The sequence below is a fragment of the Streptomyces sp. NPDC021012 genome (assembly GCF_044333355.1).
Lineage (GTDB): Bacteria > Actinomycetota > Actinomycetes > Streptomycetales > Streptomycetaceae > Streptomyces.
Genome location: NZ_JBIRQU010000005.1, coordinates 136,352 through 152,156 on the forward strand (window position 1 = coordinate 136,352; position 15,805 = coordinate 152,156).

The 15,805-nt window shown below is 68.2% G+C and carries 13 protein-coding genes and 1 tRNA gene; 4 read left to right on the plus strand and 10 right to left on the minus strand.

Features of this window, described 5'->3' with window-relative positions:
• Positions 1-29: 29 nt before the first annotated feature.
• Positions 30-677: a nucleotide exchange factor GrpE gene (grpE, locus tag ACH4TP_RS18070; protein WP_389222898.1), complete on the minus strand. Its 648-nt coding sequence runs from the start codon at positions 675-677 to the stop codon at positions 30-32.
• The gene (gene dnaK / locus ACH4TP_RS18075) at positions 674-2,497 is read right to left on the minus strand and encodes a molecular chaperone DnaK (RefSeq protein ID WP_389222896.1); all 1,824 of its coding nucleotides are present in this window, start codon (positions 2,495-2,497) and stop codon (positions 674-676) included. The genes grpE and dnaK overlap by 4 nt, the downstream gene beginning before the upstream one ends.
• Before the next feature lie 227 nt (positions 2,498-2,724).
• Between dnaK and ACH4TP_RS18080 the strand changes: the two genes are divergently transcribed.
• The 3 genes from ACH4TP_RS18080 to ACH4TP_RS18090 all read left to right on the plus strand — a co-directional run bounded on the left by ACH4TP_RS18080 (position 2,725) and on the right by ACH4TP_RS18090 (position 6,685).
• Complete coding sequence (locus tag ACH4TP_RS18080; protein WP_398438503.1) at positions 2,725-3,204, plus strand: sugar transferase; 480 nt, start codon at positions 2,725-2,727, stop codon at positions 3,202-3,204.
• A 126-nt stretch (positions 3,205-3,330) separates the two neighbouring features.
• Complete coding sequence (locus ACH4TP_RS18085) at positions 3,331-5,589, plus strand: (Fe-S)-binding protein (protein WP_398438504.1); 2,259 nt, start codon at positions 3,331-3,333, stop codon at positions 5,587-5,589.
• A gap of 151 nt (positions 5,590-5,740) precedes the next feature.
• A complete protein-coding gene (locus tag ACH4TP_RS18090) occupies positions 5,741-6,685 on the plus strand; it encodes a Yip1 family protein (protein ID WP_398438505.1) in 945 nt (314 codons plus the stop codon).
• Positions 6,686-6,745: 60 nt separating this feature from the next.
• On the opposite strand, the gene ACH4TP_RS18095 is transcribed toward ACH4TP_RS18090, so the two are convergent.
• Entirely contained in the window at positions 6,746-7,243 is a 498-nt protein-coding gene (locus ACH4TP_RS18095) for a phosphoribosyltransferase (RefSeq protein ID WP_024755952.1), read from the minus strand.
• A 13-nt stretch (positions 7,244-7,256) separates the two neighbouring features.
• Entirely contained in the window at positions 7,257-7,832 is a 576-nt protein-coding gene (gene dcd, locus ACH4TP_RS18100) for a dCTP deaminase (RefSeq protein ID WP_030690788.1), read from the minus strand.
• A 417-nt stretch (positions 7,833-8,249) separates the two neighbouring features.
• Between dcd and ACH4TP_RS18105 the strand changes: the two genes are divergently transcribed.
• Positions 8,250-8,320, plus strand: a tRNA-Gly gene (locus ACH4TP_RS18105).
• Positions 8,321-8,588: 268 nt separating this feature from the next.
• Here ACH4TP_RS18105 and ACH4TP_RS18110 read toward each other — a convergent pair.
• The 6 genes from ACH4TP_RS18110 to ACH4TP_RS18135 all read right to left on the minus strand — a co-directional run bounded on the left by ACH4TP_RS18110 (position 8,589) and on the right by ACH4TP_RS18135 (position 15,303).
• Complete coding sequence (locus ACH4TP_RS18110; RefSeq protein WP_398438506.1) at positions 8,589-9,770, minus strand: HTTM domain-containing protein; 1,182 nt, start codon at positions 9,768-9,770, stop codon at positions 8,589-8,591.
• Complete coding sequence (locus ACH4TP_RS18115; RefSeq protein WP_398438717.1) at positions 9,760-10,371, minus strand: DUF5819 family protein; 612 nt, start codon at positions 10,369-10,371, stop codon at positions 9,760-9,762. Before ACH4TP_RS18115 ends, ACH4TP_RS18110 begins: the two co-directional genes overlap by 11 nt.
• A gap of 244 nt (positions 10,372-10,615) precedes the next feature.
• A complete protein-coding gene (locus ACH4TP_RS18120) occupies positions 10,616-11,878 on the minus strand; it encodes an ice-binding family protein (RefSeq protein WP_398438718.1) in 1,263 nt (420 codons plus the stop codon).
• 459 nt (positions 11,879-12,337) lie between these two features.
• Positions 12,338-13,501: a helix-turn-helix domain-containing protein gene (locus tag ACH4TP_RS18125; protein ID WP_398438507.1), complete on the minus strand. Its 1,164-nt coding sequence runs from the start codon at positions 13,499-13,501 to the stop codon at positions 12,338-12,340.
• Positions 13,502-13,712: 211 nt separating this feature from the next.
• The gene (locus ACH4TP_RS18130) at positions 13,713-14,120 is read right to left on the minus strand and encodes a hypothetical protein (protein WP_398438508.1); all 408 of its coding nucleotides are present in this window, start codon (positions 14,118-14,120) and stop codon (positions 13,713-13,715) included.
• 328 nt (positions 14,121-14,448) lie between these two features.
• Positions 14,449-15,303, minus strand: coding sequence for a slipin family protein (locus ACH4TP_RS18135; protein WP_398438509.1), 855 nt, complete (start codon positions 15,301-15,303; stop codon positions 14,449-14,451).
• Positions 15,304-15,805 lie beyond the last annotated feature (502 nt).

Sequence of the window (15,805 nt, forward strand, 5' to 3'; positions counted from 1 at the left end):
GTCCCTCCTCCCGCGCACGGGTACGGCTGTTACTCGCTGTCCTTCTCGGACTTCTCGGACTTGCTGCCGGAGTCCTCCGACTCCTCGGCCTTCCCCTGCGCCCCGGGCTGGGGCTCGGCGACGGCCACGCGGGCGGGCCGGATGGTCCGCTCGCCGATCCGGTACCCCGGCTGCAGGATCGCCACGCAGGTCGTCTCGGTGACGTCCGGCGCGTACGAGTGCATCAGGGCCTCGTGGATCGTCGGGTCGAAGGGCTCGCCCTCCTTGCCGAACTGCTGCAGACCCATCTTGGCGACGACGGTCTCCAGCGATTCGGCCACCGACTTGAACCCGCCCACGAGCTCGCCGTGGTCCCGGGCCCGGCCGACGTCGTCGAGGACGGGCAGGAGCTCGGACAGGAGGCTCGCGACGGCGATCTCCTTGACCGTGACCCGGTCCCGCTCCACGCGGCGGCGGTAGTTCTGGTACTCGGCCTGGAGCCGCTGGAGGTCGCCCGTGCGCTCGGTGAGCGCCGTACGGGCCTGGTCCAGCTGCGCCAGCAGGGCTACATCCGTAGCGTCCCCGGCCGGGGCCGCCGAGTCCTCCGAGGAGGACTCGACGGTCTCGGCGGCGTCGTCAGCGGTGGCGCCGGAGGGGACGTCGGGCTTCTCCTCGAAGCCCGGGGTCTCCTCGGTCACGCCTGGCCGCCCTTCTCGTCGTCCACGATCTCGGCGTCGACGACGTCGTCGTCGGCCTTCGGGGCCTCGCCGCCGGCGGCCTGGGCGCCCTGGTCGGCGTACAGCGCCTGGCCGAGCTTCTGGGAGACGGCCGCGACCTTCTCGGTGGCGGTGCGGATCTCGGCGGTGTCCTCGCCCTTGAGCTTCTCCTTCAGCTCGCCGAGCGCGGTCTCGACCTCGGTCTTGACCTCGGCCGGGATCTTCTCCTCGTTGTCCTTGATGAACTTCTCCGTCTGGTAGACGAGCTGCTCACCCTGGTTGCGGGTCTCGGCGGCCTCGCGGCGGCGGTGGTCCTCCTCCGCGTACTGCTCGGCCTCCTGGCGCATCCGGTCGACCTCGTCCTTCGGCAGCGAGGAGCCGCCGGTGACGGTCATCTTCTGCTCCTTGCCCGTGCCCAGGTCCTTCGCGGTCACGTGCATGATGCCGTTGGCGTCGATGTCGAAGGCGACCTCGATCTGCGGGACGCCGCGCGGGGCCGGCGGCAGACCGGTCAGCTCGAACATGCCGAGCTTCTTGTTGTACGCCGCGATCTCGCGCTCGCCCTGGTAGACCTGGATCTGCACGGACGGCTGGTTGTCCTCGGCCGTCGTGAAGATCTCGGACCGCTTGGTCGGGATCGTGGTGTTGCGCTCGATGAGCTTGGTCATGATGCCGCCCTTGGTCTCGATGCCGAGGGACAGCGGGGTCACGTCGAGGAGCAGGACGTCCTTGACCTCACCCTTGAGGACACCGGCCTGGAGCGCGGCGCCGATGGCGACGACCTCGTCCGGGTTGACGCCCTTGTTGGCCTCGCGGCCACCGGTCAGCTCCTTGACGAGCTCGGCGACGGCCGGCATACGGGTCGAGCCACCGACGAGAACGACGTGGTCGATCTCCTTGAGGGCGATGCCCGCGTCCTTGATGACGTTGTGGAACGGCACCTTGCAGCGCTCGAGCAGGTCCGAGGTGAGCTGCTGGAACTGGGCGCGCGTGAGCTTCTCGTCCAGGTGCAGCGGGCCCTCGGCGGAGGCCGTGATGTAGGGCAGGTTGATCGTGGTCTCGGTCGAGGACGAGAGCTCGATCTTCGCCTTCTCCGCGGCCTCGCGGAGACGCTGGAGAGCCATCTTGTCCTTGGCCAGGTCCACGCCGTGGCCGTTCTGGAACTGCGTCACCAGGTAGTCGACGACGCGCTGGTCCCAGTCGTCACCACCGAGGTGGTTGTCACCGTTGGTGGCCTTCACCTCGACGACGCCGTCGCCGATCTCCAGGAGGGACACGTCGAAGGTGCCGCCACCGAGGTCGAAGACGAGGATCGTCTGGTCGTCCTTGTCGAGGCCGTAGGCCAGGGCGGCCGCGGTCGGCTCGTTGACGATGCGCAGGACGTTGAGGCCCGCGATCTCACCGGCCTCCTTGGTGGCCTGACGCTCGGAGTCGTTGAAGTACGCCGGGACGGTGATGACCGCGTCGACGACCTTCTCGCCCAGGTACGCCTCGGCGTCGCGCTTGAGCTTCTGCAGGATGAAGGCGCTCATCTGCTGCGGGTTGAAGCTCTTGCCGTCGATGTCGATCTTCCAGTCGGTGCCCATGTGGCGCTTGACCGACCGGATGGTCCTGTCGACGTTGGTGACGGCCTGACGCTTGGCCACCTCGCCGACGAGCACCTCGCCGTTCTTCGCGAAGGCGACGACGGACGGCGTGGTCCTGGCGCCCTCGGCGTTGGTGATGACGGTGGGCTCGCCGCCTTCCAGAACGCTGACGACGGAGTTAGTCGTGCCCAGGTCGATGCCGACCGCACGTGCCATTTCGATTCCTCCAGCTGACTGACTTGAGTGGAACTGACTCAAGGATGCACGACGAACCCGGGCGCGTCAACAGACCTGAGCGTGGTCGACTCAACTCTTCGCCGAGCCCACCACTCAAAGAGCGCGCCGCTCCCCCGTTTGACCGGTTTCGCGTGAGAGGGTCCGGACATAGTCAGGACATATCCCGCATCCCCTGTCCCAGGATCCCCGCCGAAGGGTGTGAGCGCATGACGGCGAAGCGCGCGTTCGACGTGGCGGGCGGGCTCGTCCTGCTCCTCGCACTCGCGCCCCTGATCGCCTGGGCCGCCCTCTCCGTCACCCTCGGCGGGAGCGGCCCGGTCCTGCGCCGCCGGACGGTGGCCGGCCTGGCGGGGCGGCCCTTCACGATGCTGACCTTCCGCACGAGGAGCCCGCTGGCCGCGCTGCCGCTCCTCCTCCACGTGGTCACGGGCCGGATGTCGCTGGTCGGGCCGTGCCCGCTGACCCCGGGCCACCGCGAGTGCGCGGGCGAGGGCCGGCGCCGGCTCTCCGTACGTCCGGGGGTGACGGGACCGTGGCAGATCAGCGGCCGCTCGGAGCTGCCGTGGGAGGAGCGCGAGCTGCTCGATCTCCACTATGTGGACCACCACTGGCTGGGGATGGATCTGCTGATCCTTGCGCGTACGCTTCCAGCAGTCCGCAGGCGTCGCACGGCGAGGCTTGCCTGAGAGGGCAAGGTTTGCCTGAGCGACACATATCACCGCGAGCGCCGCTACAGCGCGGCGCCGCGACCGGGTAATCTCAGCGGGAACTCCATAAGTTACCGCTTAGTAGGCCCGCCCGAGGAGCCCGTCATGCAACTCGCCGCGATCATCGTGTCGATCGCCATCACGGTGGTGGCCGTCGCGCTGTTCGGCCGCGCCATCGTGCAGATCTACCGCTTCGTGCGGCTCGGCCAGCCGGTCCCCGCCGGCACCCGCACCGGAGACCCCAAGGCCCGCACCATCACGCTGGTCAAGGAATTCCTCGGCCACACGCGCATGAACCGCTGGGGCATCGTCGGCTTCGCGCACTGGTTCGTCGCGGTGGGCTTCTTCTCGCTGCTCCTCACGATCGTGAACGCCTTCGGCCAGCTCTTCCAGGCCGACTGGCTCATCCCGATCATCGGCGACTGGCTGCCGTACGAGATCTTCACCGAGTTCCTCGGCCTGATGACGGTCCTGGGCATCGTGACCCTCATCGTCATCCGCCAGCTGAGCAAGCCGACCAAGGCCGGCCGCAAGTCCCGCTTCGCCGGCTCCAAGACCGGCCAGGCGTACTTCGTCGAGGCCGTCATCCTGATCGTCGGCGTCTGCATCATGACGCTCCGCGCCCTCGAAGGCGTCCAGCACGACGTGACGAGCTGGGAGCCCGGCTTCTTCGCCTCGTACCCGCTGATCGCGCTGCTCGACGGCCTGGACCTGAGCACGATCCAGTACCTCACCTACTTCTTCGCGTGCCTCAAGATCGTCACGTCCTTCACCTGGATGATCACGGTCTCGCTCAACACCAACATGGGCGTCGCCTGGCACCGCTTCCTCGGCTTCCCGAACATCTGGTTCAAGCGCAACGCCAACGGCTCCACCGCCCTGGGCGCGCTCCAGCCGATGACCACGGCCGGCAAGGAGATCGACTGGGAGGACCCGGCCGAGGACGCCGTCTTCGGCGTCTCCCAGGTCGAGCAGTTCTCCTGGAAGGGCATCCTCGACTTCTCCACCTGCACCGAGTGCGGCCGCTGCCAGTCGCAGTGCCCCGCCTGGAACACGGGCAAGCCGCTCTCCCCCAAGCTCCTCATCATGTCCCTCCGGGACCACGCCCACGCCAAGGCGCCGTACCTGCTCGCGGGCGGCGGCAAGGACATGGAGGGCAACGAGAAGGCCACGGAGGAGCAGCTCAAGGACGTCCCCGCCGCCGCCCTCGCCGAGGCCGAGCGCCCCCTCATCGGCACCGCCGAGGAGAACGGCGTCATCGACCCGGACGTCCTGTGGTCCTGCACCACCTGCGGCGCCTGCGTCGAGCAGTGCCCGGTCGACATCGAGCACATCGACCACATCGTCGACATGCGCCGCTACCAGGTGATGATCGAGTCCGCGTTCCCGTCCGAGGCGGGCACGATGCTCAAGAACCTGGAGAAGAAGGGCAACCCCTGGGGCCTGGCCAAGAAGCAGCGCGTCGAGTGGACCAAGGAGGTCGACTTCGAGGTCCCGATCGTCGGCAAGGACGTCGAGGACCTCACCGAGGTCGACTACCTCTACTGGGTCGGCTGCGCCGGCGCCCTGGAGGACCGCGCCAAGAAGACCACCAAGGCCTTCGCGGAGCTGCTCCACATCGCGGGCGTCAAGTTCGCGATCATGGGCGGCGAGGAGAAGTGCACGGGTGACTCCCCGCGCCGCCTGGGCAACGAGCCGCTGTTCCAGCAGCTGGGCGCCGAGAACGTCGCGATGCTGAACATGGCGTTCGGCGAGGACGACGAGGACGAGTCGACGAAGAAGCCGAAGTCGGCGAAGAAGATCGTCTCGACCTGCCCGCACTGCTTCAACACCATCGCCAACGAGTACCCGCAGCTCGGCGGCGAGTACGAGGTCATCCACCACACCCAGCTGCTCCAGCACCTCATCGACGAGGGCAAGCTGATCCCGGTGACCCCGGTCGAGGGCCTCATCACCTACCACGACCCCTGCTACCTGGGCCGTCACAACAAGGTCTACACGCCGCCGCGCGAGATCATGTCCGCCGTCCCGGGCCTGCGCCAGCAGGAGATGCACCGCCACAAGGAGCGCGGCTTCTGCTGCGGCGCCGGTGGTGCCCGGATGTGGATGGAGGAGCGGATCGGCAAGCGCATCAACAACGAGCGCGTCGACGAGGCCCTGTCCCTCAACCCGGACATCGTCTCCACCGCCTGCCCGTTCTGCCTCGTCATGCTCACGGACTCCGTGAACGGCAAGAAGAACGAGGGCAAGGCCAAGGAGTCCGTCACCGTCGTGGACGTCGCCCAGCTGCTCCTCGACTCGGTGAAGACCCCGGTCGAGCCGGAGGAGGAGCCGGCGGCCGAGGAGCCGGAGCCGGCCGTCTGAACCCGGACCCGACGTGAGAGGGGCCGCCCCGCGCCGTGCGCGCGGGGCGGCCCCTTTTTCCTCCGGAGGTCCCCCTAGGGGATGTCACAGGTCAGTGGCAAGGCCGGACCTGGGGAGCGCCCGCACGTCGAAAGCGGGTACGTTCGACGACGTGGCTGGATTCAGGAACGGACGCGGCCGGGACAACCGCCCCCCGCAGCACCCGCAACAACAACCGCAGCAGGCGCCGTACGGGCACAACGCGGCCCCGCCGCCGTACCCGCAGCAGCAGTGGCAGCAGCAGCCGCCGCAGGGGCAGCAGTACGGGCAGCAGGGGCGTCAGCAGCAGTACGGCCGACAGGCGGGTCAGCGGCCCTACGGCCAGCAGGCGGGTCAGCAGTCCTACGGTCAGCAGGCGGGTCAGCAGCAGCCCTACGGGGAGCCGGAGTACTTCGGCGACCCCTACGGCGGCCAGCCGGGGCACCAGCAGCACGCGGCGGCGGCGAACAACCCGGGCCACACCCAGATGTTCAGCGTCGACGACCCGTACGCCCAGGGCGGCCCGGCGCCCGCCCCCGTACCGACGGCCCCCCGCCTCCCCTGGAAGCAGCTGCTCAGCGGCATCGTGCTCCGCCCGGCGGACACGTTCCTGCGGGCGCGGGACCACGCCGTCTGGGGCCCGGCGCTGATCGTCACGTTCCTCTACGGGGTCCTCGCGATCTTCGGCTTCGAGAAGGACGGCAAGGAGACGCTCGACCCGACGGTCTCGGCCGCCCTGATGACGGCCCTCGCCTTCGTGCTCGGCGGCCTGATCCTGGGCACGGTCACCCACACCCTCGCGCGCCAGCTGGGCGGTGACGGCGCCTGGCAGCCCACGGTCGGCCTGTCGATGCTGATCATGTCGATCACGGACACGCCCCGCCTGGTCTTCGCGGCCTTCCTCGGCGCCGAGAACGGCCTGGTCCAGGTCCTCGGCTGGGCGACCTGGCTGGCGGCGGGCGCCCTGTTCACGGTGATGGTGAGCCGCTCCCACGACCTCCCGTGGCCCAAGGCACTGGGCGCGTCGGCGATCCAGCTGGTGGCCCTGCTGAGCCTGATCAAACTGGGCACGCTCTAAGGCCCGACGAAAACGCCCCCACCGCATGCGCGGTGGGGGCGTTTCTCGTATCCGGGGGGATCAGGCGTCGAGAACCTGGCCCTCGCGCTTCACGACGGGCGGCTCGACCGACCAGGGGAAGTTGATCCACTCGTCGGTCTTCTTCCACACGTACTCGCACTTCACGAGGGAGTGGGACTTCTCGTAGATGACGGCGGAGCGGACCTCGGCGACGTGGTCGACGCAGAAGTCGTGGACGAGCTTCAGCGTCTTGCCCGTGTCGGCGACGTCGTCGGTGATGAGCACCTTCTTGTCGCTGAAGTCGATCGCGTCCGGGACGGGCGCGAGCATGACGGGCATCTCCAGCGTGGTCCCGACGCCCGTGTAGAACTCCACGTTCACCAGGTGGATGTTCTTGCAGTCCAGCGCGTAGGCCAGACCGCCGGCGACGAAGACGCCGCCGCGCGCGATGGAGAGCACGATGTCCGGCTCGTAGCCGTCGTCGGCGATGGTCTGCGCCAGCTCGCGGACGGCGGTGCCGAAGCCCTCGTACGTCAGGTTCTCGCGTACCTCACTCATGCCTGCGACCGCCTCACACCTGGGTCCGATGGAAGTTCATGTAGGAACGGGAGGCCGTCGGCCCCCGCTGGCCCTGGTACCGGGAGCCGTACCGCTCGCTCCCGTACGGGAACTCGGCGGGCGAGCTCAGCCGGAACATGCACAGCTGGCCGATCTTCATCCCCGGCCAGAGCTTGATCGGCAGGGTCGCGAGGTTCGACAGCTCCAGGGTCACGTGCCCCGAGAAACCGGGGTCGATGAACCCGGCGGTCGAGTGCGTGACCAGCCCGAGCCGCCCGAGGGAGCTCTTCCCCTCCAGCCGCGAGGCAATGTCGTCCGGCAGGGTGATGACCTCGTAGGTCGAGGCGAGCACGAACTCGCCCGGGTGCAGGATGAACGCCTCGTCGCCCTCCGGCTCGACCTCACGCGTCAGGTCGAGCTGCTCGACGGCGGGGTCGATGTGGGGGTAGCGGTGGTTCTCGAACACCCGGAAGAAGCGGTCAAGCCTCACGTCGATGCTCGAGGGCTGCACCATGGATTCGTCGTACGGGTCGATACGCACCCGTCCGGCATCGATCTCGGCCCGGATGTCCTTGTCTGAGAGAAGCACGCCCCCACGATACGCACGATACGCAGAGGGCGCGGACCTGCCCCGATCGGCAAGCGCCCGCGCCCCGGCCCCTCACCGCTCAGCGCCGCCCGGCCTCCACCGGCACCGCATGCCGCAGCCGCGCACACCGCGGACACCGGATCAGCCGCCCGGGCCCGATCCTCCCGGCACCGAGCTGCTGAAGCGGGAACGAGGCGGTACTGAACACATGCCCTTCGGCACAACGGACGACGGTGCGCTCCATCGAACCCATCAAGTCCCTTCCCCTACACGTGTGGTGGACGATCAGCCACATTAGGGGATGAAGAAGGCGCCCTCCACGCGGCACTCCGCCCCACGCCGAACGCGTGAACTTCGCCTCAAGTGGCGCATGGGGTACAGTGTGCAACGATGCGGCACGGATCACCCGGCCGTTGCGCGGATGTAGTTTAATGGTAGAACATGAGCTTCCCAAGCTTATAGCGCGGGTTCGATTCCCGTCATCCGCTCTTCACACGAAGCCCCAGGTCAGCGACCTGGGGCTTCCTTGTTGTCTAGACCTCTTGGGGGCTCCTCCCGCACCACCTACGCGGCGCCATAGCGTCGCGCGGGTGCGCCTCTGGCTGGAGCCTGAGGCGCAACCGCGGCAGACCCTGGGGCGGCTCGGCCGGGAGACGCTCGCACGCGCACGGGACTCGGCAGGCCTGGACCGTCTCCCGTCCGAGGTCAGCCTCCGGGAAGTCCGCCACAGGGCCCATCGCGAGGACTGAACCGCTTTTACCCTCCACTCGGAACGACCTGGTCCTGCGGGGCGGGTAGCTCCGGTCTTCCCTGGGCGGGTACGGATCCCGATCCTGTGGCCCGGCCGGGTGCCGGCTGCCGCATTCCGGTGCGCCGTGCCGCACGGCGCCACAGTCGGGGCAGGAAGGTGTAGAAGCGGTCGGGCAGGAACACGGCGTCCGCGATGATCATCGCGCCGGAGAAGAGCGGCAGCCCCATGAGTACGGCGATGCCGATGTGCATCCCGAGCAGCACGGCAAGGACGGGATACTTGAGCCGGCCGAAGAGTACGAACGGGAAGGCGACCTGGACGAGCACCGTGACGTAGCCGGTGATCGCGATCACCATCGGGAAATCGTCCACGAGGTGGGAGAGCGCGGGCCAGGGCTGGAACAGTTCGAGGTTCAGCGCGTAGTGCAGAGCGGTGCCGCCGCCCCAGGTGGAACCCTGGACCTTGTACAGGCCTGCCGATCCGTAGAGGAAGCAGACCTGTGCGGCGATGACGAAGACGCCGCAGTTGTGCACCACGGTGGTCAAGGTGACGCGGGCGTGGCGGAGTTCCTGCGCGTACAAGCCCCGCACCGGCTCCGGCACGTCGCCCGCACGAGCCGACTTGAGCCGGTCGCGGCGTGCGTCCAGGGACCAGCGCCGACCACACGCGGTCAGGACGAGGTACATCGCCATCAGCAGGACCAGGTTGTCACCCCCGTCCGTCATGAAGATCGACCTCGCGTGGAACGAGATCACCACGACGGCGAAGAGGACGGACATGACGCGGGTCCGCCAGCCCAGGATGAACAGTACGGACGTGACGACGGCCATCGCGTAGCAGAACTCGAAATAGGCGGGGCTGTCGGACAGGATCAGGACGCTGTTCCAGCCCGTCTGCTCGAAGAGCTGTTCCGCCAGCGCAGGCGTCCAAGGGGACTCGGGTCCCCAGATCTCTCCACGGTGCGGGAACTCGCGGAGCAGGAAGACCAGGTAGAGCAGCCCGTAGCCGATGCGCAGCACCGAGGCGGCATACAAGGACACCGGGCGGCCGGTGAGGAGGGCCCACAGAGCGCTGACCTGGCCGAGGAGCCACTGATGGGCGGCACCGATGAGCGAAGTCCCCTGATTCGGCGGGAGTTGGGGTGCGGCTGCCGCCGAGGAGGGCCTGGAGGGCTGCTCATTTCCCATGGGGGGTCACCTTCCACCAGGGCAGGAGCCGGTTCTCGGTGGGTACCGGCGGGCGGCTACCGGCGGCTGTGCCGGGAGCGGCGATGGGCGTCGTGACGACCCGAAGCTGAACGAAGTCGAACGTGTCGCCACCGTGGCGGGCGGCGAAGCGGTCCGCGGCGATATTGCGCAGGTACTTCTGCATCATCACCGCCCGTTCCGAGCGTGCCGTGTCACTTCCTCCGTGCGTCTCGACATAGGAGCTCCAGGCGCGGCGCAAGAGGTTCTGAGCCGTGTGGCTCGGAAATGCGTTGTGGTCGACTGCGGCATTGTCCACGGCGGCCAGGTCGAACCAGGGGCTCACTCGTACCGATCCGTCGGAGGCCGTTCGTGCAGTTCTCGCCAGGACCTTCCGGTTGAAGGAATCGGGGTCCGGGGCGAAAAGTCGCCAATTCTGCTCGAAAAGGGGGTACACCCACCCGTTGACCTGTGGGCTGTACCGCTTCGACACGGGGTTGGAGGGGGCTACGTGAAGGAACACCATGACGACATGGACCAGCGTGGTCACCAGACACAGGGCCACGGCCGTGCGCAGCCCCACTCTCAGTGCCCGGACCCTCATGGGCCGTCTGTCCGGCGGGGTCGCTCTGTCGTGTTCTGGTGGCAGGGGGGCCGGATCGGAACCGCACTGCTGAAGTTCCTGCACGGCCGCTGTTTCGATTCCGCTCGACACCGCCCACCCTGTCCTTCGCGTATGCGCTGCTCGCGCCTGAGTCTCTGCGTCTCTCACCGGCGGCGCACGACGGAACCGCTGAGGATTCCGCCGCGCGCCGTCATCCGATGAACGGTCTTATGCGGCCTGCTGCTCAGCCCTCGTGGACCGCGGGCTTGTCGGCGTAGCCGTAGTGCCCGTCAGCCTGCTCACCGTGGTCGCCGTAGTCGCCGTGGTCGCCGTGGTCGCCGTGCTCCGGCTTGCCGGGCCCCTCGTCGTGCCCGTGCTCCGGCCCACCGTGCTCGGGCCCACCATGCTCCGGACCGCCGTGCTCCGGACCGCCGTGCTCCGGCTTGCCGCCGTTCCCGCCGGTGACGTTCCCTCCGGTGATGGAGCCGCCGGTCGTGTTGCCGGCACTGTTGCCCGACGTGTTACCACCAGTGGTGTTCCCGGCGGTGTTGCCCACGGTGTTCCCGGAGGTGTTGCCCGCGATGTTCCCCGAGGTGCCGCCGCCCACCAGGTTGACGCTGGGCCCGCCGATGAGGGTGCCGCCGATCAGACCCAGAGTCGTACCCGTCGTCGCCCCGGTGGTCCCTCCGGTCGTCGTTCCGGTCGTCGTTCCGGTCGTCGTTCCCGTCGTCGCGCCGGTCGTCGTACCGCCGGTGGCGCACCCGCCGAGGAAGATCCTGTTGTTGTTGAGCGTCACCTCACCGTTGCGGGCCAGTGCCCGGCCCTCGACGCTCGCCCCCTGGTTCACGAAGATCGAGGTCAGGGCCATGATGGTGCCCACGAAGGTGGAGGTGGTGCCGAGGGTCGCCGAACTCCCGATCTGCCAGTAGACATTGCACGGCGAAGCACCGTTGGTGAGGAGGATCCTGCTGTTGGATGCCGTCGTCAGGGCTTCGGGAATCTGGAACACCCAGACCGCGTTGGGGTTTCCCCCGGCGTTCAGGATCAGGTCACCGGTGAGGCCGACACCGGAGGTGGCCCTGTGGACGCCGGGAAGCAGCTCCTGACCCCCGCCGATTCCTGCGGCGAGCGGGAAGTCCGGCGCCTGGCCCGTGAGTTGGCCGGCCGCGTTGTTGTACGCCACGATCAGATCGCTCTTGGCCTGGGCGGCCGCGGCGTCCGCGGGGTGCACAGCGCCGAGTACCAGGCCGGGCGGGAAGCCGGTGATGGCCGGGTTCGGGTGCGTCCCGAGGTCGTGATCGAGCACCGAGTTGCCGGTGTTGGTGACTCCCTGCCCTGCCAGGACGGAGTAGCTGGCGGTCGTGCCCAGAGGTACGGGCGTCGCGATGGCAAGTGCCTGCGTCGACGTGACGGCGACCATGGCGGCGGCAACTGCTGTGGCGAGGGCCGAGGCCAGCCCGCCGGACAGAATGCGGCGCTGAGTCGTTCGAGGGATGTGCAGCTTGATCAAGAGGCCATTTTCTGTGGGGGGCCATGGCACACGCCGGGCCTACGGATCACCCGGGGCGCCTTCTAGCTGTGGCCGCATATTACGCATGAAAATTTGCGCACCCGCGCAGGCCGAAAAAGAGGAGGGGGATGAATATAAAAACATTCAACGCCGCGGGGTGTGATGAAAATACGCAATCCCGCGCCGCCGACGATTCGGAACATCGCCGGATGAGTGAAATTCGATCAGTTCACACGAAGCGACACCGCACACCTGTCCTGAAACCGACCCCGATGTGAACACGGATGTACGCCGACCGGGTCGAATCAGGACCGCTGCGGCATGGGCGTGGCGCGCCCGGGGGCGAAAAGCGCAACGAGGCGCGGCAGCAGCGGCGGGTTCTTCCCGGTGCCGGCCGCGTGTGGAGGAGCAGCGGTTCCGGGGCACCGTCGCAGCCCGGCGCGTCGCCCTCGGGGTTCAGGACGCGTAGAGCTTGATGGCGTCGGTGATGAAGTGCCGGCTCTGCTCCGGGGCGAGGGCCAGCGCCCGCAGTCGGGCGTGCGTCACGCTGTACTGCTGTACGTCGGACGCCTTCGCCAGGCAGAGGCCGCTGGTGAACCTCTCCAGATACACCACCGCCTCACGGGTGTCGGAGAACTCCAGGAGGGAGAACTGTCCCGTCAGCCCCGGGTGAGCGCCTGCGCTGTGGGGGAGCACCTCGACGGTGATGTGCGGTTCTGTGCTGAGCGCGTGCAGGTGCTCCAGTTGCTCGCGCATGATCTCCCGGCTGCCGACGACGCGCCGCAGGGCCGATTCGTCCAGGACGACCCACAGATGCAACCGGCGGGCGGGGTCATAGATCCGGTGCTGACGACGAAGTTGCACCTTCAGCCGCGCGGCGGACTGGTCGACCGTGACGAGAGGGATCGTTTCCTCAATGACCGCGGCGGCGTAGGCGGGGGTCTGCAGCAGGCCGGGGATCACCATGGACTCGTACGCCCGGATGGAGGTGGCGACCGCCTCCAGGTCGAGATGGACGCTGTGGGGGATGTCGCCGTAGGAGTGCCACCAGCCCTGTCGGCTCGACTCCCTGGCCAGCGCAGTCAGGTGGTCGACAAGATGCTGGTCGGTGACGCCGTAGAGAACGCAGAGATCGCGTACGTCGCGGGGGCCGACCGCACGGCGACCCGTCTCCATGTGACTGACCTTGGCCTGGGAGATCAGCAGTTCCGCCGCGACCTGCGTGCCGGTCATACCGCGGTCCTTACGGAGCCGGCGCAGCTCCGCCCCCAGTCGTCGTCCTGTGACGGTGGGGTTGTTGTTCGCCGCCATGGGCGGTGTACCTCCGGCTCCAAGCCACCACGTGCACGAGCAGATTGGCATGGAGCACCGGTTGTTGATCACGCGCCGTGCCGCCGATGTCGTGTGTCGGAAAAAGGATTGTGCCGATGTAACGTGCCCGGCGTCGCCCGTACGAACCAGCGCACCGCCAAGCGTCGAGCCGGCGATGATCAGCGCGACCACAACGATCAGCAGGCAGAACAGTCCTTCGGCGACCGCGCCGATGATGCCCAGCACGATCGCGGCGATGACGACCGTGCCCCATCCGTGCCCTTCTGAACGGTGAACAGCGGTCGACACGGGTATCGCCGGACCGCCGAAAGGAGCCGCGAGAAGGGGAGTTTCCCCAGGTCAGACACCTTATGATCGGCGTCGGCGACGGTGATTCCCAAGCTTATAGCGCGGGTTCGATTCCCGTCATCCGCTCTTCTACGAAGCCCCAGGTCAGAGACCTGGGGCTTCATCGTTGTCGCCCGACCGCTCCGTGCGGCCCGGAGCAGAAGGCCGCCGGTCAGTTCCCTCCTCCGCGCCCGTCTATGCAGGCGTCTTCGAGGACGGCTCGGTGCACGTCCTGGATGAGGTGCTGTTGCGCTTCGGTGAGACCGCAGGGAATGGCTGGTCCTGAGCCGGGCTCATCCCGTTCCCCCCAGATGACCAGGCTGTCGAGGATGCTCTGGTCGGGCCCGCCCAGCACGGACGCGACGGACGAGGCGGCGCGGTTGAAGCGGTGGGCACCGACAGGGCCGTCAGCGGCGACGGTGTGGCCGTGGAGGCCGGGGCCGCCCCAGCCGGCATGCTGGATGCCGAAGGTGGAGAGAGTAGTGCGGGGCAGGCCGCCGATCTGGCCCGGCGTACCGGGAACGCCTTCGTGGAAGTGCAGGAGTCCGTCGGGACTGATCAGCGCGTAGGTACCGGCCATGGGAACGCCTGGTCTCGTGCGTCCGGTTGGCGTGATCCGCGAGCGGCGGTGTGCCGTGACGGTGCCGGGACGGGACGGAACGGGGGAACGCGCCTGTCTGCCCGCCGAGGGGCTGCTTCCACCCTCTCTCGTTCTCCGGCCGGAGGCCACTGTCCGGGATATCGGAACGGCTTCTCCGGCCCTCCCGGGCCCGCGGACCGGCGGACGGCACGTCACCGGGCGTACTCCGGGCGACCGGTCTCGGGCGCGGTAGCGTCGGGCTCCGCTCAGAAGCACTGCGCGGTCGGTGCCTCCCGTGCCCGGGGCTTCGGGGCGGGCGCTCCGGCCGTCAGGAGGGTTCGGCGGTTACGTCCGCCGGGGACCGCACAGCGGTGTCCTCGGCGATGTCCGCCGGAGTCTTGTCCTGCTGTGCGGCGGCTGTTTCGCGGGCCAGGAAGGTGCCGAGTTCGCCGATGGTGCTCATGAGAGGGGCAGGGAAGACGACGGTGCTGTTCTTGTCCACCCCGATCTCGACCAAGCTCTGCAGGTTGCGCAGCTGGAGGGCGAGCGGGTGGGACATCATGATGTCGGAGGCGTCGCCAAGTGCCGCCGCGGCCATCGATTCGCCCTCGGCACTGATGATCTTGGCCCTCTTCTCCCGCTCGGCCTCTGCCTGGCGCGCCATGGCGCGCTTCATGCTCTCGGGCAGCTGGATGTCCTTCAGCTCGACCAGGGTGACCTCGACGCCCCAGTCGGCGGTGGTGACGTCGAGGATCTCGCGGATGTCGGTGTTGATGCGGTCGGTCTCCGAGAGGGTCTCGTCGAGGGTGTGCTGCCCGACGACCTTGCGCAGGGTGGTCTGCGCGATCTGGTTGATGGCCGCGCCGACGTTCTCGACGGCGATGACGGACTTCACGGCGTCGACGACGCGGTAGTAGGCGACCGCGGAGACGTCGACGCTGACGTTGTCGCGGGTGATGATGCCCTGGGACTGGATGGGCATGGTGACGATCCGCAACGACACCCGGTGCAGAACGTCCACGAACGGCACGATCAGCCGCAGTCCCGGTTCGCGGACACCGATCAGTCGGCCGAAACGGAACAGCACCCCCTTCTCGTACTGCCTGACGATCTTGATGGCCATCGCCAGCCCCACAACGGCGATCACGGCCAGGACGATCAGAACGACGATCAGAACGCCCACGATGCTGCTCCTCAGAACGAGGGCCCACGTCCCACCCGCGCGCGGCCCGTCAACGACGGCGACGAGCAAGAACTGCTCCTGGTCCGCCCGGAGGACCGCGCAGGCCCCTCGCGTGCGACGAGTCTCCCTTCCTTCACAGCATCGCGCGGTTCCGGACGCGGAACAGGGGCCGGATGGTCCACATATGTCCGCTCCCCTCCCGGATTCGTCGTGACGCGGAGGCGCGTCGCATGGTCATGGAAGCCTTCGGCCGCGGACCCTCGGACGGGCCGGCCTGCCGGCGGCTCATGCCCTCCTCCAGAAGCCCCGCGCCGGTTCGCACGACGTCTCACGGCGCACCACCCGACGTCCCCACGAGCGCACCAGGACCGTACGACATCCACTACGACCAGCATCCTGAGCAGGCCGAACCGGCCCGTGATCCGCAAGCTGATCGCCGATGGCCGACCGCCGCTCCCGGTCTCCTCCGAGTGTCCGGCCTTCGCGTGGTCCCCGGAGAGCC